Annotated in this window: 24 protein-coding genes; 17 read left to right on the plus strand and 7 right to left on the minus strand. The window is 63.9% G+C overall.

Translation table 11 applies throughout. The annotated features are described in order from the left end of the window. Positions 1–67: 67 nt before the first annotated feature. Together IAU67_RS01740 and IAU67_RS01745 are read left to right on the plus strand one after the other, a co-directional pair. Complete coding sequence (locus IAU67_RS01740; protein WP_370451981.1) at positions 68–778, plus strand: response regulator transcription factor; 711 nt, start codon at positions 68–70, stop codon at positions 776–778. Next, positions 778–2,247, plus strand: a complete 1,470-nt coding sequence (locus IAU67_RS01745; RefSeq protein WP_225723529.1) for a sensor histidine kinase — start codon at positions 778–780, stop codon at positions 2,245–2,247. The genes IAU67_RS01740 and IAU67_RS01745 overlap by 1 nt, the downstream gene beginning before the upstream one ends. Here IAU67_RS01745 and IAU67_RS01750 read toward each other — a convergent pair. Further along, positions 2,244–3,032 (minus strand): esterase/lipase family protein, encoded by a 789-nt coding sequence (locus IAU67_RS01750; RefSeq protein WP_151842497.1) that lies wholly within the window; start codon positions 3,030–3,032, stop codon positions 2,244–2,246. The two genes, IAU67_RS01745 and IAU67_RS01750, sit on opposite strands and share 4 nt — an antisense overlap. Positions 3,033–3,040: 8 nt before the next feature. Beyond that, complete coding sequence (locus IAU67_RS01755; protein ID WP_151842496.1) at positions 3,041–3,466, minus strand: HIT family protein; 426 nt, start codon at positions 3,464–3,466, stop codon at positions 3,041–3,043. Positions 3,467–3,501: 35 nt separating this feature from the next. On the opposite strand from IAU67_RS01755, the gene purD reads away from it, so the two are divergent. The 10 genes from purD to purL all read left to right on the plus strand — a co-directional run bounded on the left by purD (position 3,502) and on the right by purL (position 16,229). Next, a complete protein-coding gene (gene purD, locus IAU67_RS01760; protein ID WP_151842495.1) occupies positions 3,502–4,758 on the plus strand; it encodes a phosphoribosylamine--glycine ligase in 1,257 nt (418 codons plus the stop codon). Then, complete coding sequence (locus tag IAU67_RS01765; RefSeq protein WP_151842494.1) at positions 4,758–5,579, plus strand: Fpg/Nei family DNA glycosylase; 822 nt, start codon at positions 4,758–4,760, stop codon at positions 5,577–5,579. The genes purD and IAU67_RS01765 overlap by 1 nt, the downstream gene beginning before the upstream one ends. A gap of 360 nt (positions 5,580–5,939) precedes the next feature. Continuing rightward, complete coding sequence (locus IAU67_RS01770; protein ID WP_151842493.1) at positions 5,940–7,235, plus strand: HNH endonuclease signature motif containing protein; 1,296 nt, start codon at positions 5,940–5,942, stop codon at positions 7,233–7,235. A 12-nt stretch (positions 7,236–7,247) separates the two neighbouring features. Then, positions 7,248–8,687 carry an adenylosuccinate lyase gene (gene purB / locus IAU67_RS01775; RefSeq protein WP_187767939.1) on the plus strand — a complete coding sequence of 480 codons (1,440 nt, stop codon included), beginning with the start codon at positions 7,248–7,250 and terminating at the stop codon, positions 8,685–8,687. Between the two features lie 30 nt (positions 8,688–8,717). After that, positions 8,718–9,611 carry a phosphoribosylaminoimidazolesuccinocarboxamide synthase gene (locus IAU67_RS01780; RefSeq protein ID WP_151842491.1) on the plus strand — a complete coding sequence of 298 codons (894 nt, stop codon included), beginning with the start codon at positions 8,718–8,720 and terminating at the stop codon, positions 9,609–9,611. Between the two features lie 60 nt (positions 9,612–9,671). Further along, positions 9,672–10,505, plus strand: a complete 834-nt coding sequence (locus IAU67_RS01785) for a hypothetical protein (RefSeq protein WP_151842490.1) — start codon at positions 9,672–9,674, stop codon at positions 10,503–10,505. Between the two features lie 30 nt (positions 10,506–10,535). Then, a complete protein-coding gene (locus IAU67_RS01790; protein WP_151842489.1) occupies positions 10,536–12,695 on the plus strand; it encodes a S9 family peptidase in 2,160 nt (719 codons plus the stop codon). Between the two features lie 61 nt (positions 12,696–12,756). Further along, entirely contained in the window at positions 12,757–13,008 is a 252-nt protein-coding gene (purS, locus tag IAU67_RS01795) for a phosphoribosylformylglycinamidine synthase subunit PurS (RefSeq protein WP_151842488.1), read from the plus strand. A 4-nt stretch (positions 13,009–13,012) separates the two neighbouring features. Then, the gene (gene purQ / locus IAU67_RS01800; protein WP_151842487.1) at positions 13,013–13,678 is read left to right on the plus strand and encodes a phosphoribosylformylglycinamidine synthase subunit PurQ; all 666 of its coding nucleotides are present in this window, start codon (positions 13,013–13,015) and stop codon (positions 13,676–13,678) included. Position 13,679: 1 nt separating this feature from the next. Beyond that, the gene (gene purL, locus IAU67_RS01805; RefSeq protein ID WP_225723528.1) at positions 13,680–16,229 is read left to right on the plus strand and encodes a phosphoribosylformylglycinamidine synthase subunit PurL; all 2,550 of its coding nucleotides are present in this window, start codon (positions 13,680–13,682) and stop codon (positions 16,227–16,229) included. Between the two features lie 5 nt (positions 16,230–16,234). Here the strand turns inward: purL and IAU67_RS01810 are convergent, their stop codons facing one another. Continuing rightward, a complete protein-coding gene (locus IAU67_RS01810; protein WP_151842486.1) occupies positions 16,235–17,230 on the minus strand; it encodes an acyl-CoA thioesterase in 996 nt (331 codons plus the stop codon). 87 nt (positions 17,231–17,317) lie between these two features. Between IAU67_RS01810 and IAU67_RS01815 the strand changes: the two genes are divergently transcribed. Genes IAU67_RS01815 through purM form a run of 3 tightly spaced genes read left to right on the plus strand, consistent with a single transcriptional unit; the run spans position 17,318 to position 20,394 of the window. Next, entirely contained in the window at positions 17,318–17,707 is a 390-nt protein-coding gene (locus IAU67_RS01815) for a sterol carrier family protein (protein WP_151842485.1), read from the plus strand. Positions 17,708–17,755: 48 nt separating this feature from the next. Next, entirely contained in the window at positions 17,756–19,282 is a 1,527-nt protein-coding gene (purF, locus tag IAU67_RS01820; protein WP_151842694.1) for an amidophosphoribosyltransferase, read from the plus strand. Positions 19,283–19,317: 35 nt separating this feature from the next. Beyond that, positions 19,318–20,394: a phosphoribosylformylglycinamidine cyclo-ligase gene (purM, locus tag IAU67_RS01825; protein ID WP_151842484.1), complete on the plus strand. Its 1,077-nt coding sequence runs from the start codon at positions 19,318–19,320 to the stop codon at positions 20,392–20,394. A 3-nt stretch (positions 20,395–20,397) separates the two neighbouring features. On the opposite strand, the gene IAU67_RS01830 is transcribed toward purM, so the two are convergent. Beyond that, positions 20,398–20,604 carry a DUF3073 domain-containing protein gene (locus tag IAU67_RS01830; protein WP_151842483.1) on the minus strand — a complete coding sequence of 69 codons (207 nt, stop codon included), beginning with the start codon at positions 20,602–20,604 and terminating at the stop codon, positions 20,398–20,400. Positions 20,605–20,746: 142 nt separating this feature from the next. Next, on the minus strand, positions 20,747–21,916 hold the full coding sequence (ygfZ, locus tag IAU67_RS01835) for a CAF17-like 4Fe-4S cluster assembly/insertion protein YgfZ (RefSeq protein ID WP_225723527.1): 1,170 nt from the start codon (positions 21,914–21,916) through the stop codon (positions 20,747–20,749). On the opposite strand from ygfZ, the gene IAU67_RS01840 reads away from it, so the two are divergent. Then, entirely contained in the window at positions 21,915–22,820 is a 906-nt protein-coding gene (locus IAU67_RS01840) for an aminodeoxychorismate lyase (protein ID WP_151842482.1), read from the plus strand. The two genes, ygfZ and IAU67_RS01840, sit on opposite strands and share 2 nt — an antisense overlap. A 9-nt stretch (positions 22,821–22,829) precedes the next feature. Here the strand turns inward: IAU67_RS01840 and IAU67_RS01845 are convergent, their stop codons facing one another. Both IAU67_RS01845 and IAU67_RS01850 read right to left on the minus strand, forming a co-directional pair. Then, the gene (locus IAU67_RS01845) at positions 22,830–23,474 is read right to left on the minus strand and encodes a heme-binding beta-barrel domain-containing protein (protein WP_151842481.1); all 645 of its coding nucleotides are present in this window, start codon (positions 23,472–23,474) and stop codon (positions 22,830–22,832) included. A gap of 16 nt (positions 23,475–23,490) precedes the next feature. Continuing rightward, on the minus strand, positions 23,491–24,345 hold the full coding sequence (locus IAU67_RS01850) for an LmeA family phospholipid-binding protein (RefSeq protein ID WP_151842480.1): 855 nt from the start codon (positions 24,343–24,345) through the stop codon (positions 23,491–23,493). Positions 24,346–24,412: 67 nt separating this feature from the next. On the opposite strand from IAU67_RS01850, the gene IAU67_RS01855 reads away from it, so the two are divergent. Continuing rightward, on the plus strand, positions 24,413–25,081 hold the full coding sequence (locus tag IAU67_RS01855; protein WP_269434234.1) for a response regulator transcription factor: 669 nt from the start codon (positions 24,413–24,415) through the stop codon (positions 25,079–25,081). Positions 25,082–25,105 lie beyond the last annotated feature (24 nt).

The following is a 25,105-nucleotide window of genomic DNA, read 5'->3' on the forward strand; positions in this document are numbered from 1 at the left end:
TGCGTTCACAGCGAACTTCCAGCTAGTATTCAGATTATAGAGACGTCGCTGTTCAACTATGGAGTCTATGACCATGCCTCAATCCCAAGCGATCAAAGTCCTCGTCGTTGATGACGAGGCAAATATTTCTGATCTCATCAAAGTGAGCCTCAAGTTCCAGGGCTTTGACGTGGAAACCGCGGACTCCGGCCTCAAGGCCCTGGAGATCGCCGAGGAGTTCCAACCGGACGCCTTCATTCTGGACGTGATGATGCCCGGCATGGATGGGTTCACACTGCTGTCCAAGCTGCGTGCCCGCGGACACGAGGCACCCGTGCTTTTCCTCACCGCCAAAGATGGCGTGGAGGACCGTATCCACGGCCTGACCATCGGCGCCGACGACTACGTCACCAAACCCTTCAGCCTGGAGGAAGTTATCACCCGCCTGCGCGTGATTCTGCGCCGCGTGTCCGTGGAGGACACGGAGGAGGATTCCTCCGTCCTCACCTATGAGGACATCACCCTGGACGACGACATGCACGAGGTCACCAAGGGCGGCGAGGTCGTGGAGCTGTCTCCCACAGAGTTTAAGCTGCTGCGCTACCTGATGGTCAACGCGGAGGTTGTGCTGTCGAAGTCCAAGATCCTGGATCATGTGTGGAACTACGACTTCGGCGGCGACGGCAACGTGGTGGAGTCCTACGTGTCCTACCTGCGCCGCAAGATTGATACGAAGGAACCACGCCTGATTCACACCGTCCGCGGCGTGGGCTACGTGCTGCGGAAGCCGCGAGTCTAGTGCCGAAAACAACGCGCAAAGTAAAAGGTATCCTGGCGCGCTTCCCCCTCAGGGTGTCCTTGGTGCTGCTGATCACCGTGATCGTGGCCATCGGGCTGTTCCTGTCCAGCCTGGCCGTCACCGGAATCCTCCAGGGCTTCCTGGTCCATCGCGTGGATCAGCAGCTGGAGCAGGCCACCCGCACGTGGGCGTTCAACCACTCCACGGATGAGGACTCCCACGGCGACGCCACATCGGAGTGGGGCAGCACCATGCCCCAGACGGGGCCCGACCACCCGCCGTCGAAGTTCGTAGTTCTCAAAGTCTCGGGGGACACGGTGTACCAGTACCTCAACTCGATCAACGACTCGAAGCCGGACCTCACCACCCTGATCGAGCCCACTGGCCCCGTGACCGTCCCCGCGCAGCAGGGCTCCGCCTCCTCCGACCCGTGGCGCGCGATTAGCGTGCGGGATTCGGACGGCATCGTCACCATTGTCGCGTTGCCCCTGTCCGACGAGAACCGCATCATCCGGCACCTCCTGTCCCTGCAGTTCTTCATCGGCGCGGGCGTCCTGATCCTCGTGATCGTGTTCAGCATGCTGCTAGTCCGCCGCGCCTTGCGGCCGCTCAACGAGGTAGAGAACACCGCCTCCCTCATTTCCCAGGGCCAGCTGGATCAGCGCGTGCCAGCCCTGCCGGAGCACACCGAGGTGGGCCGACTGTCCGCCGCCCTGAACCGCATGCTGACCCAGATCCAGTACGCCTTCATGGCCGTCGCCGGCTCCGAAAAGGCCGCGCGCCAGTCCGAGCAGTCGATGCGCCGCTTCATCGGCGACGCCTCCCACGAACTGCGTACCCCCCTGACCTCCGTGCGAGGTTACGCTGAGCTGTACCAATCTGGTGCCACCGACGACGCCGACATGGTGCTCGCCAAGATATCCGAAGAATCCGCCCGCATGTCCTTGCTTGTGGAGGATCTCTTGGCGTTGGTACGCATGGACGAGGGCCGTCCGCTGGTGGAGGAGAAGGTGGACATGCTGGAGCTGGTGCTGGAGTCCGCCGATTCCGCCCGCGCCGGGTTCCCCGACCGCACCATCACCGTCAACAACCGCACCGGCTCGATCCCCGTGGTGATTGGCGACGTCAACCGCCTCCACCAGGTGGTCGGCAACCTGCTGACCAACTCACTGCGCCACGGCGGCGAGGACGCGGAGGTGAGCATCGTGCTGGACAAGAGGGACGACCAGGTGATCCTCGACGTGGTGGATAACGGCGTGGGCATCGCCGAGAAGGACCTGCCGCACCTCTTCGAGCGCTTCTACCGCCCGGACGTCTCCCGCAGCCGCGCCTCCGGCGGCTCCGGCCTGGGACTGTCCATTGTGAAGGGACTTGTGGAGGCGCACCGCGGAAAGATCACGGTCGACAGCACTCTCGGGGAGGGCACCACCTTCCACATCACCCTGCCCGCCGCACCGGACAGCGACTAAGAATGCTGCGGCGGGTGCTCTAGCGCGTACTTCACCATGCGCGCCACCTTGTTATTCCGCAGCAACATGTTGTGCGCCACCCGCAACTCCGGGTAGTACTGCTGCACCAGCACCAGCCGCAGCGGCCCGGGGTGCGCGGGCAGGCCTGTCAGCTCGTTGTCATCAGCCAACGAAAAGGCTGCCTCCACCGGCACCGTGCGGTCGTACTGCGTGGCAATCTGCGTGATGGGCACAGTGCAATCGCCCACCTCGCGCAGCATCGTCTCCAACTGAGGCGAGCCCGCGATCTGCTGGGCAAACGCCGGGCCCGCAACCCCCTCGACGACCTGGTTGAACCACGCGCGCCGGGCGTCGGGCAAGGAGGACCATGGCATCCGCACCCCGCGGAAGTCAGCACCCAGGCCCACAATGTGATGGATCAGGTGACCCGCCGTGGGGCGGGACGCAACCGCCAGCGACTGCAGCCCACCCTGGGAGTGCGCGACCACGTCGAAACTGCGGGCCTTCGTGGAGGATTGCAGGGTGAGCAGCTGCTGCTCGATCTCCTCCAGGGACTCCAGGAGGTGCGTGGTGCCGTTGTCCCCGTAGGACACGCTGAACACGCGGCGCGAGCGGCCGTCGAAGCGGGAGCGCAGGTACGGCACCAGGCGGGCGAAGTTGCCGCGCCCTCCCACGGTGCCATGGATCACCACCACGGGGCGGGGCTCAGACGGGGAGACCGGGTAGTCCGGTGATTCCTCCCAATGGCCCACCTCGTTGATCCGTCGGATGAAGGAATTGGGCATCGGGCGCCTTATACCCCCGTGGCGACACCCGCCGAGGACAGTGCCGCGCGGATACGTTCGGCGGCGTCGTCCATTTTCTGCGGATCGGTCTCGTTCATCCCGAGTGCCTTGCTGAAGTCGTAATCGCTCATCTTCGACGTGGGGAACACGTGGATGTGGGTGTGGGGCACGTCGAATCCGGCGATGATGTAGCCGGCGCGCGGGGAGCCGAACGCGGCGATCACGGCTTGCCCGATCTGCTGTGCCACCTCGTTGAGGTGCGCCCACGTGGCGGGATCCAGGTCGGTCCACTTGTCCGTTTCCTCGATGGGGACGACCAGCACGTGACCGTAGGCCAGCGGCTCGATGGTGAGGAACGCGACCACGCTGTCGTCGCGGTAGACGAAGCGGCCGGGCAGCTCACCGTTAATAATCTTCGTGAATACACTTGGCATACTGTTCGATGGTAGCGGGCGGTAGTATTGTCTGCATGCGCATTCTTGTCATTGGTAATGGAGCCCGCGAACACGCGTTGGCTTATTCTTTGTCTTCCGATCCTCGCGTAAGCGACGTGCACGTCAGCCCCGGCAATGCGGGCATGACCGGCTGCGCCACGATCCACCCCGACGCCGACCCCGTAGAACTTGCGAAGCAACTCCAGCCTGAGCTGGTTGTTATCGGCCCGGAGATCCCCCTGGTGGCTGGTCTGGCGGATAAGTTGCGCGCGGAGGGCTTCTCCGTGTTCGGCCCGTCGAAGGAGGCCGCGCAGATCGAGGGCTCGAAGGCGTTCGCCAAGGATATTATGCTCCGCGCGGGGGTGAAAACTGCCCGTGCTCAGTCCCTGGAACCTGGTGCTCGCGATGAGGATATCGACGCCGCCCTCGCCCACTTCGGCCCCACCTTCGTGGTGAAGGACGATGGCCTGGCTGGCGGTAAGGGCGTGGTGGTGACCGAGGACCGCGAGGCCGCCGTGGCGCACATCAAGTCTGTGCATCAGGCCGGCAATCCCGTCCTGCTGGAGAGCTTCCTGGACGGCCCGGAGATCTCCCTGTTTTGCCTGGTGGACGGCACCACCGTGGTTCCGTTGCTGCCCGCGCAGGACCACAAGCGCGTGGGCAACAACGACGAGGGGCCGAACACCGGCGGCATGGGCGCGTACACCCCGCTGCCGTGGCTGCCGGCTGATGGCGTGGAGACCATCGTGAACGACGTGGTGAAGCCTGTAGCGGAGCAGATGGCCGAGGACGGCGTGCCGTTCAGCGGTCTGCTGTACGCGGGTCTGGCGTGGGGCGCCGAGGGGCCCGCCGTGGTGGAGTTCAACTGCCGCTTCGGCGACCCGGAGACCCAGGCGGTGCTGGACCTGCTGGAGACCCCGCTGGCCGGTGTGCTGTCCGCCGTGGCGGAGGGCACCTTGGATCAGCTGCCTCCACTGCAGTGGAAGGATGGCTACGCCCTGACCGTGGTGCTGGCCGCCGAGGGCTACCCGGAGTCCCCGAAGACCGGCGCGGAGATCACTGGCGCAGAGCCCGGCAGCGAGGAGCGTGGCATCCGTGCCGCGGGTGTGGCCGAGAAGGACGGGAAGTTGGTCTCCGCCGGTGGCCGCGTGCTGAACGTGATTGCCCGCGGCGAGACCTTGGAGGAGGCCCGTCACGCGGCCTATCGCGTCCTGGACACCGTGGATTTGCCGGGCGGCCACTACCGCACGGATATCGCGCTTCCGGCCGTGGAAGGCCGCATCGAGATCTAGTGCCCGAAGGTCACGTGATTCACCGGCTGGCCCGCATGCTCACCACCGAGTTCGCGGGCCAGCCGGTGCATGTCTTTTCACCCCAGGGCGTGTTCGCATCTCAGGCCGCGCTCCTTGACGGCACAGTCCTGGAGCGCGCCGAGGCCTTCGGCAAGCACCTGTTTATCAACTTCAGCGCCCCGTCGCCCGAATGCATCGTCCATATCCATCTGGGCCTGATCGGGTCGCTGGGGTTTCAGGCCGTCGATCGTCCCCTCCAGGGGAAGGTGCGTCTTGCCCTCTCCAACGACGCCCAAGTTGCCCATCTCCACGGCCCCCAATGGTGCCGACTGATCACGGACGAGGAGATGGCTGCCGCCACCGCGAAGCTCGGCGCGGATCCGTTGAGAACCGATCAGGACGAGAAGCGTGCCGAGATGCGCGCCCGTGTCCTGAAGTCCCGCCGGACGGTGGGTTCCCTGTTGATGGATCAGGGGCTGTACGCGGGCGTCGGAAATATATATCGAGCGGAGACCCTGTTTCGCCTGGGGATTCATCCGGACGTGCGCGGCGTGGACTTGGAGCCGGCGCAGGTGGATGCTGTGTGGGAGGACTTGGTGGCGCTGATGCGCGCGGGGGAGGCCGCGGGCCGGATTGATACGGTGCGGCCCGAGCACATGCCGGAGGCGATGGGGCGAGCGCCGCGCAAGGACGACCACGGCGGCGAGGTGTATGTGTATCGACGTGCAGGTTTGCCGTGTTATGTGTGCGGCGCGGAGATTCAGGAGCGGGTGTTGGAGGGGCGCAATCTGTTTTGGTGCCCAGGCTGCCAGGGGCGGTAGGGGTGCATAGTGGGAATGCTTACTAATTGCGTAGGAAACCTGTAGTTGCTTTTCAGCTTTTTGGCAGAATCGGGCCTTAGATTAGGTCTCACTGGTTCGAAAAGTTGAGCTGGTAACCATCGACTCCCACGCGAAAGGTGAATGCTACGAAGTAACGGTCTAACTCTCCTCTTGAAACGTCAGCACCTCAACCCCGATCCCTCCGGACCGGGGTTGAGGTGTTTCTTGCGAAAAAGTTGTATCGAACACTTGACCTAATGTGTTGTGTGTTGTAGGCTTGTGCGCAAGGGAGTTGAGGGGATTCAACTCAGAAGAATAGAACACTATAATGATAGAAATAGGGGGAAGGGGGAGACCGCTATGGTGTACCGTCCACCGTATGCACGCGCCGGGGCCTGCTGGATCCTTGCTGCGGAGAATGACGAGCTAGCCGAGCTGGGGCGCAGCGCTAACCGCGTGCACGTCCAGCGCATGATCGCAGCGATTCCTGCCGAGGATGACTATGTGTGCGACCATGCCACGCGCATCGCCGCGCGGCTGGGGCTCACGAATTATCAGGCGGAAAAGCTCAGCGTGGAGGCCATGGTGCTGGCCAGGTATCCGGAAGTGATGGGGCTGCTCGTGACGGGGCATTACACTCCGCAGGCTGTCTCGAAGCTGGCGGATTGCCTGTCCTACGTTCCGGATGGTCTGGAAGGGGAAGTGGAACCCGACGTGCTCGTGGCACTCGCGCCCATCGTGGTGAACCAGTGCCCCTTGTCCCCAGCGCAGGTAGTGAAGAGGATCTTTGCTGTGCTGGAGGTGCACTGCCAGGACGCTCTACCCCGCGAGATGAAGCGCAAGAAGCCTGAGTTTCGCGTTACGCGAGGCGAGCACAGCGCCGAGATCACTGTGAACCTTCCTCTCATCGAAGGCCATGCGATCGAACAGCTGGTCCGGAACACAGCAGAGAAATATCACATCTCCACCGGCGAGGCCGTGGTGCGCCTGATTCTGGGGCAAGCCGATGTGCGGATCACGCTGAACCTCTTCAAGAGCGAGAGCGGACAGGTGTTCGCCAACGGCATTCGCCTGGATGAGGAGGACGCGGCGCGTTGGGAAGATCGCGCCACGCACGTGCGGGACCTGGCACCCTCCGAGACTGACGGCTACACCCCTACGGAGGCCCAACGGGCCTTCGTGGAGGGGCGCGACATGCACTGCCGCTTCCCCGGCTGTGCTGTTCCCGCGCATCAGTGCGACATCGACCACATTCACCGCTACAGCGATGGCGGCCCCACCCACACCGACAACCTGCACCTGCTGTGCCGCAGGCATCACCGGTTGAAGACCGCGGGAATCTGGGATGTGGCCCGCTACCCGGACTCCACCGAAGTCTGGACCTCGCAGGGCGACGGACACACGGTCTCGACCACCGCCGAAGGGCCCCTCGCCCGAGCGACCTTCGCCGAGAGGTTGTCCCGCAAACGCGCCCGGGCCCAGGACACGCCGGCCGACCCTATCCGGCCTGCCTACCTGGACGGGGAGGACCTCCTCAACGCCGAGGTGACCGTGCTGGGGCATCTGCAGTTCGGCATGCCCGGGGATCCGGAGGAACTCGCGGTGTTTCGCAGCAAGCTCGCGCACCTCTATTACTGGGGTGAAACAGCAATCTAAAAGTATGGGATAATGACAGTCGTGCCTGCAAAGAAGAATATTTCCAACGTCCTAGCCAACCGATACGCCTCCCCGGACATGGTGTCCATCTGGTCTCCCGAAGATAAGATCATCCTGGAGCGCCAACTGTGGATCTCCGTGATGAAGGCCCAGGCATCCCTGGGAATCGACGTGCCCGAAGACGCCATCGCCGCCTACGAAGCTGTCATCGACCAGGTTGATCTGGACTCCATCGCCGAGCGCGAGAAGGTGACCCGCCACGACGTCAAGGCCCGCATCGAAGAGTTCAACGCCCTGGCCGGCCACGAGCACATCCACAAGGGAATGACCTCCCGCGACCTGACGGAAAACGTGGAGCAGCTGCAGATCGTCACCGCATTGAAGCTAGCCCGGGACAAGGCAGTTGCCGTGCTCAACCGCATCGCGAAGCGGGCAGGGGAGTACCAGTCCCTCGTCATGGCCGGACGCTCCCACAACGTGGCGGCGCAAGCAACCACGCTGGGCAAGCGCTTCGCCTCCGCCGCCGATGAGCTGATGGTCGGTCTGGAGCGCCTCGAGGACCTGCTGTCCCGCTATCCACTGCGCGGCATCAAGGGGCCCATGGGTACCTCGCAGGACATGCTGGACCTCGTGGGCGGCGACGAATCGAAGCTGGGCGAGCTGGAGCAGAACATTGCCTCCACCCTGGGCTTCACCCGGGTCTTCGACTCCGTGGGTCAGGTCTACCCGCGCTCTCTGGACATGGACGCCCTGTCTGCCCTGGTGCAGGTCGGTGCGGCGCTGTCCTCCCTGTCGATGACCATCCGCCTCATGGCCGGCAACGAGACCGTGACCGAAGGCTTCAAGGAAGGCCAAGTGGGATCCTCCGCGATGCCACACAAGATGAACGCTCGCTCCTGCGAGCGCGTGGGAGGCATGCAGATCCTCCTGCGTGGATACCTCACCATGGCCGCGGACCTCGCCGGAGCGCAATGGAACGAAGGCGACGTGTTCTGCTCCGTGGTGCGCCGCGTCGCCCTGCCGGATGCATTCTTCACCTTCGACGGCATGTGTGAGACATTCCTCACCGTCCTGGATGAATTCGGTGCGTTCCCCGCAATGATTGAGCGCGAGCTCGATCGGTACCTACCTTTCCTGGCAACCACCCGCATCTTGATGGCGGCGGTGCGTGCTGGCGTCGGACGGGAAACGGCACATGAGGTCATCAAGGAAAACGCAGTGGCGGTGGCCCTGAACATGCGGGAAAACGGTGGCGAGCAGGATCTGGTGCAGCGTCTGGCGGCCGACGAGCGGCTGCCGATGAGCGAGCAGGACCTCGAGCAGGCGCTGGAAGACCGTCACGCGTTCATCGGTGCGGCGGAGTCCCAGGTAGCACGGGTGCTCGAGCGTGCGGATGCCATTGTGCGGAAGTATCCCGAGGCCGCTCGCTACACCCCGGGCGACATTTTGTAGGGCGAGGGGAAAGGTCTAGACTGTTCAGTCATGCGTCCAGAACTCTGTGAGTATGAGCACATTTCTGCTGGAAAAGTGCGCGAAATTTATGAAATCGATGAGGACAACCTGTTGATGGTCGTCTCCGATCGGATCAGTGCCTACGATTTCATCCTGGAAACCGAGATCCCGGATAAGGGCCGTGTCCTCACGGCCATGAGTGCCTTCTTCTTCGAGCAGATCGACTTCCCCAACCACCTGGCGGGAGCGCTGGATGACGAGCGGATCCCGCAGGCGGTGCTGGGCCGCGCGATGGTGTGCAAGAAGCTGGACATGATCCCCTTCGAGTGCGTGGCACGCGGCTACCTCACCGGATCGGGGCTGAAGGAGTACCAGGAGACGGGCTCCGTCTGTGGGGTGGAGCTTCCGGAGGGGCTCACTGAGGCGTCGAAATTGCCAGAACCCATCTTCACCCCGGCCACGAAGGCAGAGGTAGGGGACCACGACGAGAACGTGTCCTTCGACGTGGTGGTGGACGCGCTGGGCGAAAAGCGTGCCACGGAACTGCGGGACGCCACCCTGGCGATCTACTCTGCGGCGGCGAAGATCGCGGAGGAACGTGGCGTGATTCTGGCGGACACGAAGTTTGAATTCGGTCTGGATGACGAGGGCAACCTGGTGCTGGCCGATGAGGTGCTGACCCCGGATTCCTCCCGCTATTGGCCAGCGGACGAGTACGAAGAGGGCAGGGTGCAGCCGTCCTTTGATAAGCAGTACGTCCGCAACTGGCTGACCGGGCAGAAGTCCGGCTGGGACAAGAGTGAAGGCACCCCGCCGCCGGCCCTGCCCGGATCTGTGGTGGAGGCGACCCGCTCCCGCTACGTGGAGGCGTACGAGAAAATCTCCGGTAAGCGCTTTTCCGACTGGATTGGTAGCTGCGTCTAGTCAGTAACGTAAGCAATAGCTAAGATATTCCTCAGAGACTTTCATCTGAGGAGTATTTTTATGCGCGCTGTGCCTAAGACCGCCCTCGTGGGCGTGCTGTCCGCCGGAATGATCCTTCTGGGAGGCTGCTCCCAGCCCACTCTCACGGAGGGGAACTGGGCATTGACGAACTCGGCGTCGGAGGATGATAATGATGACGGCGATGACGGCGCAACCATCTCCAAGCACAAGGGCGATCACCGCAGCGCCAAGGATTTCAAAGACGGCGGCAAGTACGTGGTGGAATCCGCGGACGGCTCCGTTGCCTGCACGATCGGCCGCGGCTCCGTGGACTGCGACGTGGACTTCGCCGACCCTCCGATCTACTACGAGCAGGGCGTGGACACCATCTACTCCAACAAGGTGAAGTGGAAAGGCGAGCTGGAAATGTTCCAGCCAGTGGTGTCCAACAAGTCAGCGACCTCAGGAGAGCGCCTGAAAGTGGGCGAGAGCTTCACCTTCAACGGCATCCGGGTAGAGCAGACCGACGACGTCACCATCCAGGTCACCCGCGGCGGGCACTGGTTCAAGGTCTCGGGAGGCGAGTACTACTCTGACTCCTTCCCCCAGGAGAAGGATGCCAATGGCCGCGGCCTCACCGGCACGGTCTGCGGCACCATCGAGAGGGGCGAAAAGGGCTTCCTGGATGACTGGGGCTACGTCTACGCCGCGAAGGACGGCACGGATTGCGTGCGCGCCATGGAGGTGTTCCGCGCATACATCAGCGAGGCGCGGGACAGCTCCAGCCAATGGTCTCGGTGGGGCTGGATCTGCGCCGGCGATTCTCCACTTCCACGCCCACGCTGCAGCAACGGGGACAGCGACGTGTTCTGGGTGCATCCTCGACGGGGCTAGTGTGCCACCCGCCCTGTAGCATATGGGGCTATGTCTACTGTTGAGTCTGCATCTGTCCGCCCACCACAGCCGAAGAAGGTCCTGCACCGCCGTGAGTATCACGGCAGAGTGTTCGAGGACAATTATGAGTGGATGCGGGAGAAGGACTCGCCGGAGCTGCGGGCGCACTTGGAGGCGGAGAATGCCTACACCCAGGCCCGCACCGGCCACCTAAAGACTCTGTCGGAGAACATCTTCCAGGAAGTGAAGGCCCGGGTGCAGGAGACGGATATGACTCTGCCGGTGCGTAACCGCCAGTGGTGGTACTTCTCCCGCACGGAGGAGGGCAAGAGCTACGCCACGATGTGCCGCATCAAGGTGGAGGATCCGGATGATTGGACTCCACCCACGATTGATCCCGCCACCCCTCACCCGGATGAGGAGGCGTTCCTGGATTGCAATGAACTGGCCGAGGGCCACGAGTTTTTCAACCTGGGCGCAGCGAGCCTGAGCTTCGATGGTTCACTGTTGGCGTACTCCGTGGACACCACGGGTGATGAGCGTTTCAACTTGCGGATCAAGGACCTGACCACGGGCGAGCTGCTGGACGACCGGATCGATGGCATTTTCTATGGCGCCACCTGGGTGGGCAATGACACGATCTACTACCAGAGGGTGGATGATGCGTGGCGTCCGCATGAGATTTGGAAGCACACGCTGGGCTCGGAGGAGGATCAGCTGGTCTACCGCGAGGACGACGAGCACTTTTGGACGTCCGTGTCCACCACCCGCAGTGAGCGTTTCCTGCTGATCGGCGCGGGTTCCAAGGTCACGTCTGAGGCGTGGTTCCTGGACTTGGAGGACCCGAATGCCGAGCTCACGTGCATCCTTCCGCGTGAGGACAACGTGGACTACGGGGTTGACCACGCGATCGTGGGCGGGGAGGACATGTGGATGATCGTCCACAACCGCAATGGGGTGAACTCGGAGTTGGCGTACCACCCGGCGGGGGTGGTGAACTCCCTGGACGATGCCACCACGCTGGTTGCGCACCGTGACGATGCCCGGGTGGAGGGGGTGAGCGTTTTCGCGAATCATGTGGTGCTGGAGAGCCGCGAACATGCGATCGAACGTGCCTTCCTGATGTCCCTGAATAACGACGCCGAACATCCCGGTGCCCAGGCTTTCACCGAGTTTGAGGAGATCACGTTCGACGAGGAACTGGCGTCCGTGATCACGGGGAACAATGGTGAGTGGAACGCGCCTGTGTTGCGTGTGGGTGTGTCGAGCTTCACCACCCCGGCGCGGGTGTTCGATGTGGACTTGGCGACGGGGGAGCGGCACCTGAGGAAGCAGCAGGTGGTGTTGCCGGCCCCGGATGGTCGGGAGTTTGATCCGTCGGAGTATGCGGCGGAGCGCCGGTGGGTGACCAGCCGCGACGGTGTGAAGATTCCGGTGAGTGTGATTCACCGGGCGGATGTGGATGTGAACGCGGAGAACCCGGTGTTGTTGTATGCGTATGGGTCGTATGAGACCAGCATGGATCCGGGCTTTAGTGTGTTCCGTTTGTCCATGTTGGACCGTGGCGTGGTGTACGTCATCGCCCACGTTCGGGGTGGTGGTGAGATGGGCCGTGCGTGGTATGACACGGGCAAGGGCTTGCTCAAGAAGAACACGTTCTACGACTTCATTGATGTGGCGGACTATCTCATCGCGGAAGGCATGACCACTCCGGAGAAGATGGTGGCGGAGGGCGGTTCCGCCGGCGGCATGTTGATGGGTGCTGTGGCGAATATGGCCGGGGATCGCTTCGCGGGCATTGAGGCGGTGGTGCCGTTTGTGGATCCGCTGACCAGCATGTTGATGCCGGAGTTGCCGCTGACGGTGACGGAGTGGGACGAGTGGGGCGATCCGTTCCACGATCCGCAGGTGTATGACTACATGGCGAGCTACGCGCCTTACGAGAATATCTCTGCGGACAAGACGTATCCGCCGATTCTGGCGATCACGAGCATCAATGACACGCGCGTGCTGTATGTGGAGCCGGCGAAGTGGGTGGCGAAGCTGCGCGAGGTGGCCGGGGCGGATGTGCTGCTGAAGTGCGAACTCTCGGGTGGTCACGGGGGCGTGTCCGGCCGTTATGAGAAGTGGCGACAGGCTGCTTTTGAAACGGCGTGGGAGATTGACCGCATGGGGCTCCAGGACGGTTAAGGTGTTAGGATTGTGCAGGTAGAAAACTTGGATCAACTCATTTTGGGAGCACACTAGAGCCATGGCCCGTGTTGTAGTTAACGTCATGCCGAAGCAGGAAATTCTCGATCCCCAGGGCCAGGCTGTGGTCCGCGCGCTGGGGCGCATCGGAATCAGCGGAGTGAAGGATGTCCGTCAGGGCAAGCGCTTCGAACTCGAGGTGGAGGACGGGGTGTCCTCTGAGGACCTGGAGAAGATCGCCGCTGATCTTCTGGCCAACACTGTCATTGAGGACTACGACATCGTAGTCGAGTCTGCACGCAAGGAGGCTTAGGGCTGTGACTGCACGCATTGGCGTGATCACCTTCCCCGGCACTCTGGATGACGTCGACGCCGCCCGCGCCGTGCGTCTCGCCGGAGGCGAGCCAGTGGAACTGTGGCACGCGGACGAGGATCTGAAGAATGTCGACGCCGTGGTCGTCCCCGGAGGCTTCTCCTATGGTGACTACTTGCGCGCGGGTGCGATCGCGTCGATCGCGCCGGCGATGCGTTCCGTGGTGGAGGCGGCCGGGCGTGGTGTGCCTGTGCTGGGCATCTGCAACGGTTTCCAGATCCTGCAGGAGGCGGGTCTGTTGCCGGGCGCGCTGACGCGCAACGAGGGTCTGCACTTCATCTGCCGTGATGTGTACCTGGACGTGGAGAGCACGGACACGCCGTGGACCAGCGGTTTTGAGAAGGGCTCAAAGATTCTTGTGCCGTCGAAGCACGGCGAGGGTCGATTCCAGGCGGATGAGGAGACTCTCAAGGAGCTCGAGGGGGAGGGCCGCGTGGTGTTCCGCTACCAGGTCAACCACAACGGGTCCCGCAACGCGATCGCGGGCGTGAGCAACAAGCAGGGCAATGTTGTGGGCTTGATGCCGCACCCTGAACACGCTGTGGAGGAGCTGACCGGCCCATCGCTGGATGGTTTGGGGCTGTTTACGTCTGTACTGAGGAGCTTTTAAGATGATTAAGAACGATACTGTTGCGGACGCGCAGGCCAACCCGGATGTTGAGCAGCCCTACGCGGAGCTGGGTCTGAAGGACGACGAGTACGCGCGCATCAAGGAGATCCTGGGCCGCCGTCCCACGGACGCCGAGCTGTCCATGTACTCCATCATGTGGTCGGAGCACTGCTCCTACAAGTCCTCCAAGACGCATTTGCGCTACTTCGGTGAGACCACCACGGAGGAGATGAAGTCCAAGATGCTGGCCGGCATTGGTGAGAATGCCGGTGTGATTGACATCGGGGATGGCCACGCGGTGACGTTCAAGGTGGAGTCCCACAACCACCCGTCGTATGTGGAGCCGTACCAGGGTGCGGCCACGGGTGTGGGCGGCATTGTCCGCGACATCATGGCGATGGGTGCCCGTCCGGTTGCGGTGATGGATCAGCTGCGCTTCGGTCCGGCTGAGGCTCCGGATACCGCGCGCGTCCTGCCGGGCGTGGTCGCTGGTGTGGGTGGCTACGGTAACTCGTTGGGCCTGCCGAACATTGGTGGCGAGACAGTCTTCGACGAGTCCTATGCAGGAAACCCCCTGGTCAACGCCCTGTGTGTGGGCACGTTGAAGGTGGAGGACCTGAAGCTGGCCTTCGCCTCGGGTACGGGTAACCGTGTGATCCTCTTCGGATCCCGCACGGGGTTGGATGGCATTGGTGGTGTGTCGGTGTTGGCGTCGGACACCTTCGAGGAAGGTGCCGAGCGCAAGCTTCCCGCCGTGCAGGTGGGCGACCCCTTCGCGGAGAAGGTGCTCATCGAGTGCTGCCTGGATCTGTACCGCGCCGGAGTGGTGGTGGGTATCCAGGACCTCGGTGGTGCGGGTCTGACGTGTGCTACCTCTGAGCTGGCGTCCGCGGGTGATGGCGGCATGCACATCAACCTGGACAACGTGCACCTGCGCGCGGAGAACATGACCGCCACGGAGATTCTGGCGTCCGAGTCCCAGGAGCGCATGTGTGCTGTGGTGACCCCGGATAACGTGGACGCGTTCATGGAGATTTGCCGCAAGTGGGATGTGCTGGCGTCGGATATTGGGTGCGTGACGGACGGCGATCACCTGGTGATTGAGCACCAGGGTGAGATCGTGGTGGACGCCCCGCCGCGCACCATGGCCGAGGAGGGTCCGGTGTACGAGCGCCCGTATGAGCGCCCGGCCGAGCAGGATGACCTGCAGACCGAGGCGGATCTGGAACGCCCGACCACCAGCCAGGCGGTGCGCCAGACTGTGCTGGATATGGCGGCGTCCCCGGCGCTGTGCTCGCGTGAATTCATCACCGAGCAATATGACCGTTACGTCCGCGGTAATACCATCGCCGCGAAGGATGCCGACGCCGGCGTGCTGCGTATCGACGAGGAGTCCGGCCGCGGCATCGCGGTGTCCACGGACGCCTCCGGCCGATACACCCGCCTGGATCCGTACACGGGCGCGCAGCTGGCGTTGGCTGAGGCCTACCGCAACGTGGCCATCACGGGTGCTACCCCGGTGGCTGTGTCCAACTGCCTGAACTTCGGGTCCCCGGAGGAGCCTGCGGTGATGTGGCAGTTCAAGGAGGCCGTGCATGGCCTGGCGGATGGCTGCGCCACCATGGAAACGCCCGTGACCGGCGGTAACGTGTCCTTCTACAACCAGACCGGCAGCACCGCGATTCTGCCCACCCCGGTGGTAGCGGTGCTGGGCACCATCGATGACGTGGCCACCCGGATTCCGCAGCGCGTGCCGGCGTCCGTGGAGGAGCCGCTGCACCTGATCCTGGCGGGTGCCGAGACCCAGGACGAGCTGGGCGGTTCCATCTGGCAGCAGGTGGCACACCAGAACCTCTCCGGCCTGCCGCCGCAGGTGAACCTGCAGGTGGAGAAGCAGCTGGGCGCGTTCCTGTCCGCGAACCGCGAGCGCATCGTTGCCGCGCACGACCTGTCTGAGGGCGGCCTGTCCCAGGCTGTCGTGGAGATGGCCGTGCCAGGTGAGGGCCTGGGCATGACGCTCAACCCTGTGCTGTCCCTGCACTACTCTGCGGTGCTGCGCAACGAGGAGGACGTCGATGCGATGGACCGTATTGTCGCCCACGAGATCGGCGCGGTGCTGGAGGGCGAGGAGCTGGGCGAGGAAGCCTTGCAAAAGCTCACGGAGCAGGTGAACCAGGCGGACAAGCTCAGCCTGGTGGAGCAGGGCTTCATCTCCCTGTTCTCCGAGACGGCGTCCCGCGTGCTGCTGGCCGTGCGCCCGTCCGAGTACAAGGACGTGATGATGTCCCTGGCAGACCATGGCCTGACCGGCGGCTGGATCGGCCTGACGGGCACCACCGACCAGGAGGGCGAGCCTGTGGTGCGCTACTCCGACTCAGCGTTCCCCGCCACCCCGTTTGCGGACGGTGCGGCGCTGGATCAGTCCCGGGCGGTGGAGTCCGCGGACTCCTTCGACATCACCTTCAGCGTGGAGGAGCTGCGCACCGCGTGGACGTCCACGCTGCCCGCGCTGTTTAGCCACGCGGCGGGCAACAACTCGGTGATTGAGTAGCCGACCTACTCCGCGAGGAACTTAAAGTCCAGCGGGGTGGGCTCCACCAGCGGGATGGGCTCGTACTCCTTGCGGAGCTGGCGCAGGGTCGTGGCGTGCAGCGCCAGAGCCTTGTCCTCGTCGGTGATGGGGGTGTACTCGCGCGCGGCCAGTGGGTTGCCGTCGATGTCGGTGGCCACGTAGGTCATGGACGCGTGGATCGCGGTCGGCAGCTCGTCGATCTGCTCGCGCGGATCGCCGGCGCGGAGGTGCACCATCACGGTCATGGAGCGGGCGTCGGTGCGGATGAGCCGGGCGTCGACCTCCACAAGGTCCCCGATCTGCACCGGACGGTAGAAGCGGATGCCACCCGCGTACACGGCGACGGTGCGCTCGCCGGACCAGGACATCGTCACGTTCGTGGCGGCCTCGTCGATCCACTGCATCGCGGTACCGCCGTGCACGTTGCCACCCCAGTTCACGTCGGTGGGCTTCGCCAGGAAACGGTGCGTGACGCGCGGCGCGGTGGAGTTGTCCGTGTAGTTCTGCCGCAGCATCTCCTCTTCGATCTCGCGGCGCAGCTGCACGCGGGACAGGGCGGCGCGCTCCTTGCGGATCTCCTCCTCGGTGGTGGGGGTGAAGGTGGGGACGGGCTTTGGCTTACGGTTTTCGTCCATCGCCACGAAGATCACCAGGCAGTCGCAGGCGCGGGTGAACACGCCCTCGCGCGGGTCGGCGGAGAGCACTTCGTTGACGATGTGCATGGAGGAGCGGCCGGTGTAGACGATGCGGGAGCGCACCTCCACCATGTGGCCGGAGGGGATGGGGCGGGTGAAGTGAATGTGACCCACGTAGGCGGTCACACAGTAGGAGCGGGCCCATCCGGTGGCGCAGGCGTAGGCTGCCTTGTCGATCCACTCCAGCACGCGGCCACCGTGCACGCCCATGGCTCCAGCCATGAGGACGTCCGTGGGGGCTGCGAGGAATCGCAGAGTTACGGCAGGATTAGGGGTGTCGGTCACTTCTGAGCGAACCTTTCAACAAATCAAAGAAAATGGAATCATAACTAAAGTATCTATGCTAACGGGGTTTGAGTAATCTTGGCACCTGTGAGCCCTCAACTATCCGGTCCGGAGCTGATTTCTGCCACGCGCGACGCCCTCGAGCGCGTCCTGCCGTGGGTGCGCGACCCCGAACGCGTCGCCCGTCCCGGCCGTGCGGAGGTGGCGCAGGCCGTGCGCCTGTCCATCGCGCTGCTGGGGCAGAGCGTGCCCGGCCACACGCTGGAGGTGCGTGTCCCGCCGTTCGCCGCCGTCCAGTGCCTGCCGGGGCCCGAGCACCGCCGTGGCACCCCGCCCAATGTTGTGCAATGCTCGCCCGTGACGTGGCTGCGTCTGCTGGTGGGGGAGGAGACATTAATGAATTCCGACGCCGAAGTCTCCGGTTCCCGAGCCTCCGAGCTCGCGAAGCACCTTCCGTTGCTGCGGTTTCGAGGCTGACATGTTGGGGTTTTTCCCCGATTGCGGGTATCGTTAGCAACCGTGACTATGAAGGAAAGTTACGCCGCTCCGTACGATGACCACGGGGACACGGAACCCCGCGAAGAGTGCGGTGTTTTTGGCGTATGGGCTCCAGGGGAAGATGTCTCGAAGCTATCCTATTACGGGCTGTACGCCCTGCAGCACCGCGGCCAGGAGGCCGCCGGTATCGCTGTGGGTAATGGGGAACAGATTGTTGTCTTTAAGGATCTGGGCCTGGTGAGCCAGGTCTTTGACGAACAATCTCTGGAATCTCTGAACGGGCACATCGGCTTGGGACATTGCCGCTACTCCACCGCAGGTGGAGCCAGCTGGGACAATGCCCAGCCGATGTTTCGCATTTCCCCGAATGGCACGGACATCGCCCTGGGGCACAACGGCAACCTGGTGAACTACCAGGACCTGGTGCGCGAGGCAGCGGACAAGGGGCTGGTGAACCCGACCACGCACCCGTCGGATTCCGACGTGATGTGTGCGCTGCTGGCGGACGCCGTGGATGGGGAGACCACCGTGGAGGACGCGGCGGCGGAGCTGTTCCCGCGCGTCAACGGCGCTTTCTGCGTGCTGTTCACCGATGGCGACTCCCTGTATGCCGTGCGCGATCCTCATGGTGTGCGCCCCCTGTCCTTGGGGCAGATGCCCGGCGGCGGCTGGGTGGTGTCCAGCGAGACCTCTGGCCTGGACATCGTGGGTGCCGAGTTCGTGCGGGACGTGGAGCCCGGCGAGATGCTCATCATCAACCAGGACGGCGTGCGCTCCCGCACGATCGCCCAGGCCACCCCGAAGGGCTGCGTATTTGAGTACGTGTACCTGGCCCGCCCGGACTCCGTGATCCAGGGGCAGTCCGTCAATGGCACCCGCGTGCAGATCGGACGCGCGCTGGCGCAGGAGTCCAGCGCGGAGGGCGACCTGGTGATCCCCGTGCCGGAATCCGGAACGCCTGCGGCCGTGGGCTACGCCCAGGCCTCCGGCATCCCCTTCGGGCAGGGCCTGGTAAAGAACGCCTATGTGGGCCGCACGTTCATCCAGCCTAGCCAGACGATCCGCCAGCTGGGTATCCGCCTGAAGCTGAACCCGCTGCGCGAGGTGATTCAGGGCAAGCGGCTGGTGGTGGTGGATGACTCGATCGTGCGCGGAAACACCCAGCGCGCGCTGATTAAGATGCTGCGGGATGCCGGCGCTGCCGAAGTGCACGTCCGTATCGCCTCACCGCCGGTGAAGTGGCCATGCTTCTATGGCATTGACTTCGCCTCCCCCGACGAGCTCATTGCCAACACCGTGGATCAGAAGAACCCCGTGGAGGCGATCTGCGAGGAGATCGGGGCGGACTCTCTGGCGTTTGTCTCCGAGGAGGCGATGATCGCCGCCTCGGGCCAGCCGGAGAGCCAGCTGTGCAAGGCGTGCTTCGACGGCCACTACCCACTGGGCCTTCCGGGCGGCAACCCCCATTCGGAGGCGGTCCGGCGGCTGCAGGGCAGCGCGTGCGATACAGCCGATGAGCTCGACCAGTTTGTCAACGACGTCACAGATCACTAGTAGAAGAACACTAACGGAAGAACACGGAACAACTCATGAGCCAGAACACCAACCCTTCCCAGGGCACCTCCTATGCCGCGGCCGGCGTGGACATCGAAGCCGGCGATAAGGCAGTAGAGCTGTTCGCACCGCTGGCGAAGAAGGCCACCCGCCCCGAGGTGCGTGGCGGCCTGGGTGGCTTCGCCGGACTGTTCGCGCTGGGCGAGTACGACAAGCCGTTGCTGGCAGCCTCCTCCGACGGCGTGGGCACCAAGCTCGCCGTGGCACAGGCGATGGATAAGCACGACACCATTGGTAAGGACCTGGTGGCCATGTGCGTGGACGACCTGGTGGTGTGCGGCGCGGAGCCTCTCTTCCTGCAGGACTACATTGCGATCGGCAAGGTTGTCCCAGAGCACGTGGCCTCCATCGTGGCCGGTGTGGCCGCGGGTTGTGAGGACGCCGGCTGCGCCCTGCTCGGCGGCGAGACCGCCGAGCACCCCGGCGTGATGAAGGAAGGCGAGTACGACGTCTCCGCTACCGCCGTGGGCGTGGTGGAAGAGGATAAGGTGCTGGGCCCAGATCGGGTTCGCCCGGGTGATGTGGTCATCGCGATGGCCTCCAGCGGTCTGCACTCCAACGGCTACTCCCTGGCACGCCACGTGCTGCTGGACACCGCCCAGCTGCCGCTGGATGGGCACATCGAGGAGCTCGGCCGGACCCTCGGCGAGGAGCTGCTGGAGCCCACCTACATCTACGCGAAGGACTGCCTGGATCTGGCGGCGGAGTGCGAGGTGCACACCTTCGCGCACATCACCGGTGGTGGACTGGCGAACAACCTCGCCCGCGTGATCCCAGAAGGCTTGGTTGCAGAGCTGCAGCGCAATAGCTGGACGCCTGGTCCAATCTTCGACCTGATCGCGCGCACCGGCAACGTCGCCCAGGAAGAGATGGAGAAGACCTTCAACATGGGCGTAGGTATGGTTGCCGTGGTATCCGAAGAGGATGCTGAGCGTGCCATGGCGATCCTCACCGCACGCCACATGAAGGTATGGCGTTTGGGTGAGGTACGTACTGTGGCTGATGGGGAAGAATCCGGGGCGTTCCTCAGCGGATCCCACCCTCAGGTGTAGGGATTAGCGCTGAGGCTCGTCCTCATCGTCGTCGATGTACTCGGACCATGGCTCGTCGGAGTACTCGTCGTTGTACTCGTCAGCCTGCTGGTCACGGTCGGACCCCCCGGCCAGCTCTCGCTGCAAACGTTCCAGATCCATCTCTGGAGTGTTGTACTTCAGCTGACGAGCGACCTTTGCCTGCTTTGCCTTAGCGCGACCACGACCCATGAACTGACTCCCTTGGGGGTTTCTTACTTGTATTATTCCTGACCTACACCATAGCGGTTCTATATACGATTTGCTTAAACGAGGTGGATAATCTCGGAAAAACAAAGGTCAGGCAGGGGTAGGGGGCGTGTTGATGCCCCGTCTAGTCCACGCTTTTCAGGCGCTTGATCGCCGCGCGCCCGGGGGCCTCCCGCTCGTCCTTCACCACGTCCGCGGGGTCAATCGCCACATCAATCCCGTCGGCCTGCAGCGGCGGAACCTGGTCCGGATCCGTCGCCAGCTTCTCCACTACCGCGCGCTTGATGAGCGCGAGCGCGATGGGCCCCTCCTCCCAATGGTGCGTGGAGGAGCCCACGCGCCCCACCGTACGTCCGCCCGCGGTGACGTCAGCCCCCACCTCCGGTAAGCGATTCACCGAACCGTCCAGGGTCAGCAGCACCAGCACACGCGGGGCCTTGCCTAAGTTCTGCACGCGGGATACCGTCTCCTGGCCGCGGTAGCACCCCTTGTTCAGGTGCACCGCCGCATCCGTGGGGCCTTCCTCTTCCACCTCGCGCTGCGTGGCACCCACCGCGCCGGCGCCGATGAACGCGGGAACCTCGTGCGGGATGGTGCGCTCGTCAAGATCCTCCAGGCTGGGAACCCGCGCCTCAAGGCGCACCGCTCGCGCAGCCATCGCGCCGGTGGGACGCGCCTGCTCCCGCAGGCCATCCCACGCGGACGTGATCTCGTCTGTAGAAAACCACAGATCCCGCACATGCCACGAGCCCACGCGGCGATCGGAGGCCAGGAGGGCAGCAGGCTGGGCGTCGGGGATAGGATGGCGAGCAATCAGGCTCAGGCGGGACCAGGGCACCTGCTCCACCTGCACATCGGCCCAGAAGATCATGCGGGTCAGATAGGTCAGCAACGCCTCGGCGCGGGATACGTGCACGTCTAAAACCAGCGCATCCTCGGTGGCGGTGATGCCAAAATAATGCTCAACGTGGCCCTGCGCGGACAGCACCAGCCCCTCGGTCACCTGCTCCGGCCGCATGGCATTGACCTTCTGCGAAATCAGCGAATTCAGCCACATCAGCCGCTCGCCCCCAGTGATGCGGATCGCCACCCGATCCCAGCCATCCACCAGCCCCACCGCCCCCGGCTTGTCCAGGCGGGACTGCTCCACCAGCGGATCCCCGTAATGCCAGGCAGTGAGGGCGTGCGCGCCATCGGCAACATTGCTGGCGCCTGGTTCGTGGTCAAGGATCGGGCTCAGTTCGGAAGAATCCAGCATGACCCCATCGTAGCCGTACTCTAAGATCAGTGGCATGAGTTCACACCTTCCCTCCCAACTGGTCCTCGACGTGCTCGGCACGGACACCCCGCACTTCGTGGACGCGGACGCCCCCTTCATTTACTCCGACGACCTCGCCGCCGTGCGCGGAGACGGAATCTTCGAAACGCTGATGCTGCGGGATGGGGATGTGAAGAACGTTGAGCTGCACTTCCACCGCTTCGTCAACAGCTCCGCCATGCTGGACCTGGACGCCCCGGACCGCGAGACCTGGTTGAAGGCTACCGAGCTCGCCGCCGAGGAGTTCACCCGGCGCGTGGAACAGGCCCGGGCGCACGGGGAGGACGTGCCGAACGAGGCGGCGCTGCGCTGGGTGTACTCGCGCGGCCGCGAATCCACGGGGGCTGCCACCGGCTGGATCACCATCAGCCCGGCGTGGCCGCAGCTGATGAAGGACCGCGCCGAGGGCGTGCGGGTGATGACCGCGGAGCGGGGCTTCCGCATCGATCTGTCGCAGCGCTCCCCGTGGGCGCTGGTGGGGGCGAAGACGCTGAGTTACGCCGCGAACATGGCCGCCCTGCGCTACGCGAAATCCCACGACTTCGACGACGTCATCTTTGTCTCCGACGAAGGCCTGGTCTTGGAAGGGCCCACCTCCACCGTCATCGGCGTGGATGGGAAAACCCTGGTCAGCCCGCCGGTGGAGGCGGGAATTCTGCCGGGAACCACCCAGGCAGCCCTGTTTAAGGTGGCCGAGGCTCGGGGCTGGACCGTGGAATACCGGCCGCTGACCGTGGAGGAACTCACGGCGCTCGACGGGGTGTGGCTGGTCTCCTCCGTGCGCGTCCAAGCGCGCGTGACCCACGTCGATGGACACGAAATGCCTCGACCATCCTGTGCAGAGGAGATCGAGGCCATGGCGTGGGAGGCCGTGAGCTAACCGGCCACCCTAGCCAACCACACGGTGCAGCTGCGCGGACTGCCACGGCACCATCTCGCCGTCGATCATGCGCTCGTCCACCCAGCCCAGGTCGTTGTTCGGCATCAGGCCGTACAAGCGCTTGCCGGGGCCCAAGGCCGCAGGCCCCGTGGCCGTGACCATCGTGGAGGCGGACTCCAGCTCCCAGGCGCGCTCCGACAGCGGCTTGCCGTACAGAATCTCCACCATGCCGTCCGAGTGGGTGATGATCAGCTCGATCTCGTCGGCGTCGTTGATGCGCCAGAAGCCGGTCTCGCGGCGGCCCGGCGTGTCCAACGGCTCGCCGTCCTCGCCCATCCGCCAGGTGCGGGACTCAAAAGAGATGCGGTTCTCGCCGTCGTGGGCGAACACCAGCTGCTGGCCGAAGGTAAACTCCTCCTCGCCGGGGTGGGCCGCCTGGCCCTGCCCACGCCACACGCCGATCAGCGGCAGCAGGGCCAAAAGCCCGTCGTGCAGGTTGGGGCCCAGGCGCAGATTCGCGGTGTCCGCGGGGATTGGCAGATCGCCGAAGTCCGGCACGTTCTTATCGGCGGTGTTCTTCGCCGCCTCCGCCGCGCGGTCCAGCGCAGCATCGGGATTCAGCTTGTCTCCTGGGGTGTTCTGGGTATCAGTCATGGCACCCAGCGTACAGCTATAAGCCGGGGCGTTCCTCCTCAGGGAGTGGCTCCACGTGCGGTGTCAGGTCGTCCAGGCTGACCGTGGTGTAAAACTGCTCGGATTCCACATAGATGGACCCGCCGGAGACATACACGCGCATCGGGGATTTCCGCAGGGGCAGCTCAGCACCGGAGAGTTTCAGGGTGAAGGCCTCGCGGAAAGCGCGCTGGGCGTCGGGACTCAAATCATCCCCATCCACAATCTTCGCGGTAGCGGACGTGGAATCTGGCCCGTCGATCACGCGGGTGGGGGTGATGTACACGTCGCCCGCCTTGATCCTTAAGGACACGGCCACGCTCACCGGGCGTTTGTATCCCTTGGGGGAGCCCTGCAGGATCGCCTCGGTCTCCCAGCCGCCGCGGGGCGAAATGTCCTCCAGATTTTGAATGTGCAGGTCGTTCAAGCCCATCCGGGAGCCAATGGACACGCCATCCAGCTGCAGGCGGGTAAACATCTTGCGGGCGGGGGCGTTCTGAATATCGCCGGAGAACACGGCTGCGCGGGGGATCGTCACGTACTGCGCGGAGGTGTACACGCTGACCAGCCCAAAGCCGGGAACATCCAGGTCCTTCGCGTTGACCGTCACGGCCTGCAGCTCGTGGCTGACCGCTGCCCACACGTAGGGGTACCCGGCCAGGTGCACATCCGGGGGTGAGGGCAGGTTGGACTGCTCGTAGAGATTCTGGCTGATCTTATGCTCCACACGTGCGGCGATCAGGGCGTCCACAAGAGTTGCGCCGAGGACAATGCCGATCAGCGTGCCCAGCGCCACCAGCGTTCTTTTCCAGCCGCGGCTGAGGTGGGGTGTGGCAATGTCTCTCTCGTTCATTATTCTTATTATTACCCCACTTTCCTTGTGCGAGTACAGAAGGGCGACACAGGCGTTGAAGATATCCGTGATTTCAGAAACTCAGGATGTAGCCGACATCATCCCTGCCCTGGCGCTGCTCAACCACAGCACGCACGTCCTGCCTTTCGATGCGCAATCCATCAAGAAGCTCGACGAGTGCGACGTAGTGCTCATCGACACCACCGGCACGAACCTGCTCAACGCCCGCGACCTATGCCGCGCCGTGGCCGCCGCCTACCCCGCCCTGCCCGTGGTCATTGCGATCGACGAGGCGAGCCTGATCGCCGTGGATTCCTCCTGGGCCGTGGATGAATTCTTCCTGCCTACCACGTCCCCCGTTGAGTTCGACGCCCGGCTTCGCTTGTTGATGACCCGCCAACCCGTGCCGGTGGAGGAGGCGGAGGATTCCTCCGTCGCGGCCGTGGGCAAGCTCATCGTCGATGAGATGACCTATGTGGCGCGTGTGGCCGGCACCCCGCTGGATTTGACCTACAAGGAATTCGAGCTGCTGTTCTTCCTGGTGAAAAACGCCGGGCGGGTGTTTTCCCGGGAGCAATTGCTGCAGGAAGTGTGGGGCTATGACTATTTCGGCGGCGCGCGGACCGTCGATGTACACGTGCGGCGGCTGCGAGCAAAACTGGGCCATGACTACGAGCACCTCATCGCCACGGTGCGCAACGTGGGCTACAAGGTGGTGCCGCTGGAAGAGTCCTAACGGGGCTGAATTTGGCGAAAACTG

Source organism: Corynebacterium zhongnanshanii (assembly GCF_014490575.1).
Taxonomy (GTDB): domain Bacteria; phylum Actinomycetota; class Actinomycetes; order Mycobacteriales; family Mycobacteriaceae; genus Corynebacterium; species Corynebacterium zhongnanshanii.

Excerpts from the sequence above, each read along its gene's own strand:
- IAU67_RS01740 (WP_370451981.1), top strand. The coding sequence starts at position 68 with ATGACCATGCCTCAATCCCAAGCGATCAAAGTCCTCGTCGTTGATGAC.
- IAU67_RS01750 (WP_151842497.1), bottom strand. The coding sequence starts at position 3,032 with ATGCCCAATTCCTTCATCCGACGGATCAACGAGGTGGGCCATTGGGAG.
- IAU67_RS01755 (WP_151842496.1), bottom strand. The coding sequence starts at position 3,466 with ATGCCAAGTGTATTCACGAAGATTATTAACGGTGAGCTGCCCGGCCGC.
- purD (WP_151842495.1), top strand. The coding sequence starts at position 3,502 with ATGCGCATTCTTGTCATTGGTAATGGAGCCCGCGAACACGCGTTGGCT.
- IAU67_RS01770 (WP_151842493.1), top strand. The coding sequence starts at position 5,940 with ATGGTGTACCGTCCACCGTATGCACGCGCCGGGGCCTGCTGGATCCTT.
- purB (WP_187767939.1), top strand. The coding sequence starts at position 7,248 with ATGACAGTCGTGCCTGCAAAGAAGAATATTTCCAACGTCCTAGCCAAC.
- IAU67_RS01780 (WP_151842491.1), top strand. The coding sequence starts at position 8,718 with ATGCGTCCAGAACTCTGTGAGTATGAGCACATTTCTGCTGGAAAAGTG.
- IAU67_RS01785 (WP_151842490.1), top strand. The coding sequence starts at position 9,672 with ATGCGCGCTGTGCCTAAGACCGCCCTCGTGGGCGTGCTGTCCGCCGGA.
- IAU67_RS01790 (WP_151842489.1), top strand. The coding sequence starts at position 10,536 with ATGTCTACTGTTGAGTCTGCATCTGTCCGCCCACCACAGCCGAAGAAG.
- purS (WP_151842488.1), top strand. The coding sequence starts at position 12,757 with ATGGCCCGTGTTGTAGTTAACGTCATGCCGAAGCAGGAAATTCTCGAT.
- purL (WP_225723528.1), top strand. The coding sequence starts at position 13,680 with ATGATTAAGAACGATACTGTTGCGGACGCGCAGGCCAACCCGGATGTT.
- purF (WP_151842694.1), top strand. The coding sequence starts at position 17,756 with ATGAAGGAAAGTTACGCCGCTCCGTACGATGACCACGGGGACACGGAA.
- purM (WP_151842484.1), top strand. The coding sequence starts at position 19,318 with ATGAGCCAGAACACCAACCCTTCCCAGGGCACCTCCTATGCCGCGGCC.
- IAU67_RS01830 (WP_151842483.1), bottom strand. The coding sequence starts at position 20,604 with ATGGGTCGTGGTCGCGCTAAGGCAAAGCAGGCAAAGGTCGCTCGTCAG.
- IAU67_RS01840 (WP_151842482.1), top strand. The coding sequence starts at position 21,915 with ATGAGTTCACACCTTCCCTCCCAACTGGTCCTCGACGTGCTCGGCACG.
- ygfZ (WP_225723527.1), bottom strand. The coding sequence starts at position 21,916 with ATGCCACTGATCTTAGAGTACGGCTACGATGGGGTCATGCTGGATTCT.
- IAU67_RS01845 (WP_151842481.1), bottom strand. The coding sequence starts at position 23,474 with ATGACTGATACCCAGAACACCCCAGGAGACAAGCTGAATCCCGATGCT.
- IAU67_RS01850 (WP_151842480.1), bottom strand. The coding sequence starts at position 24,345 with ATGAACGAGAGAGACATTGCCACACCCCACCTCAGCCGCGGCTGGAAA.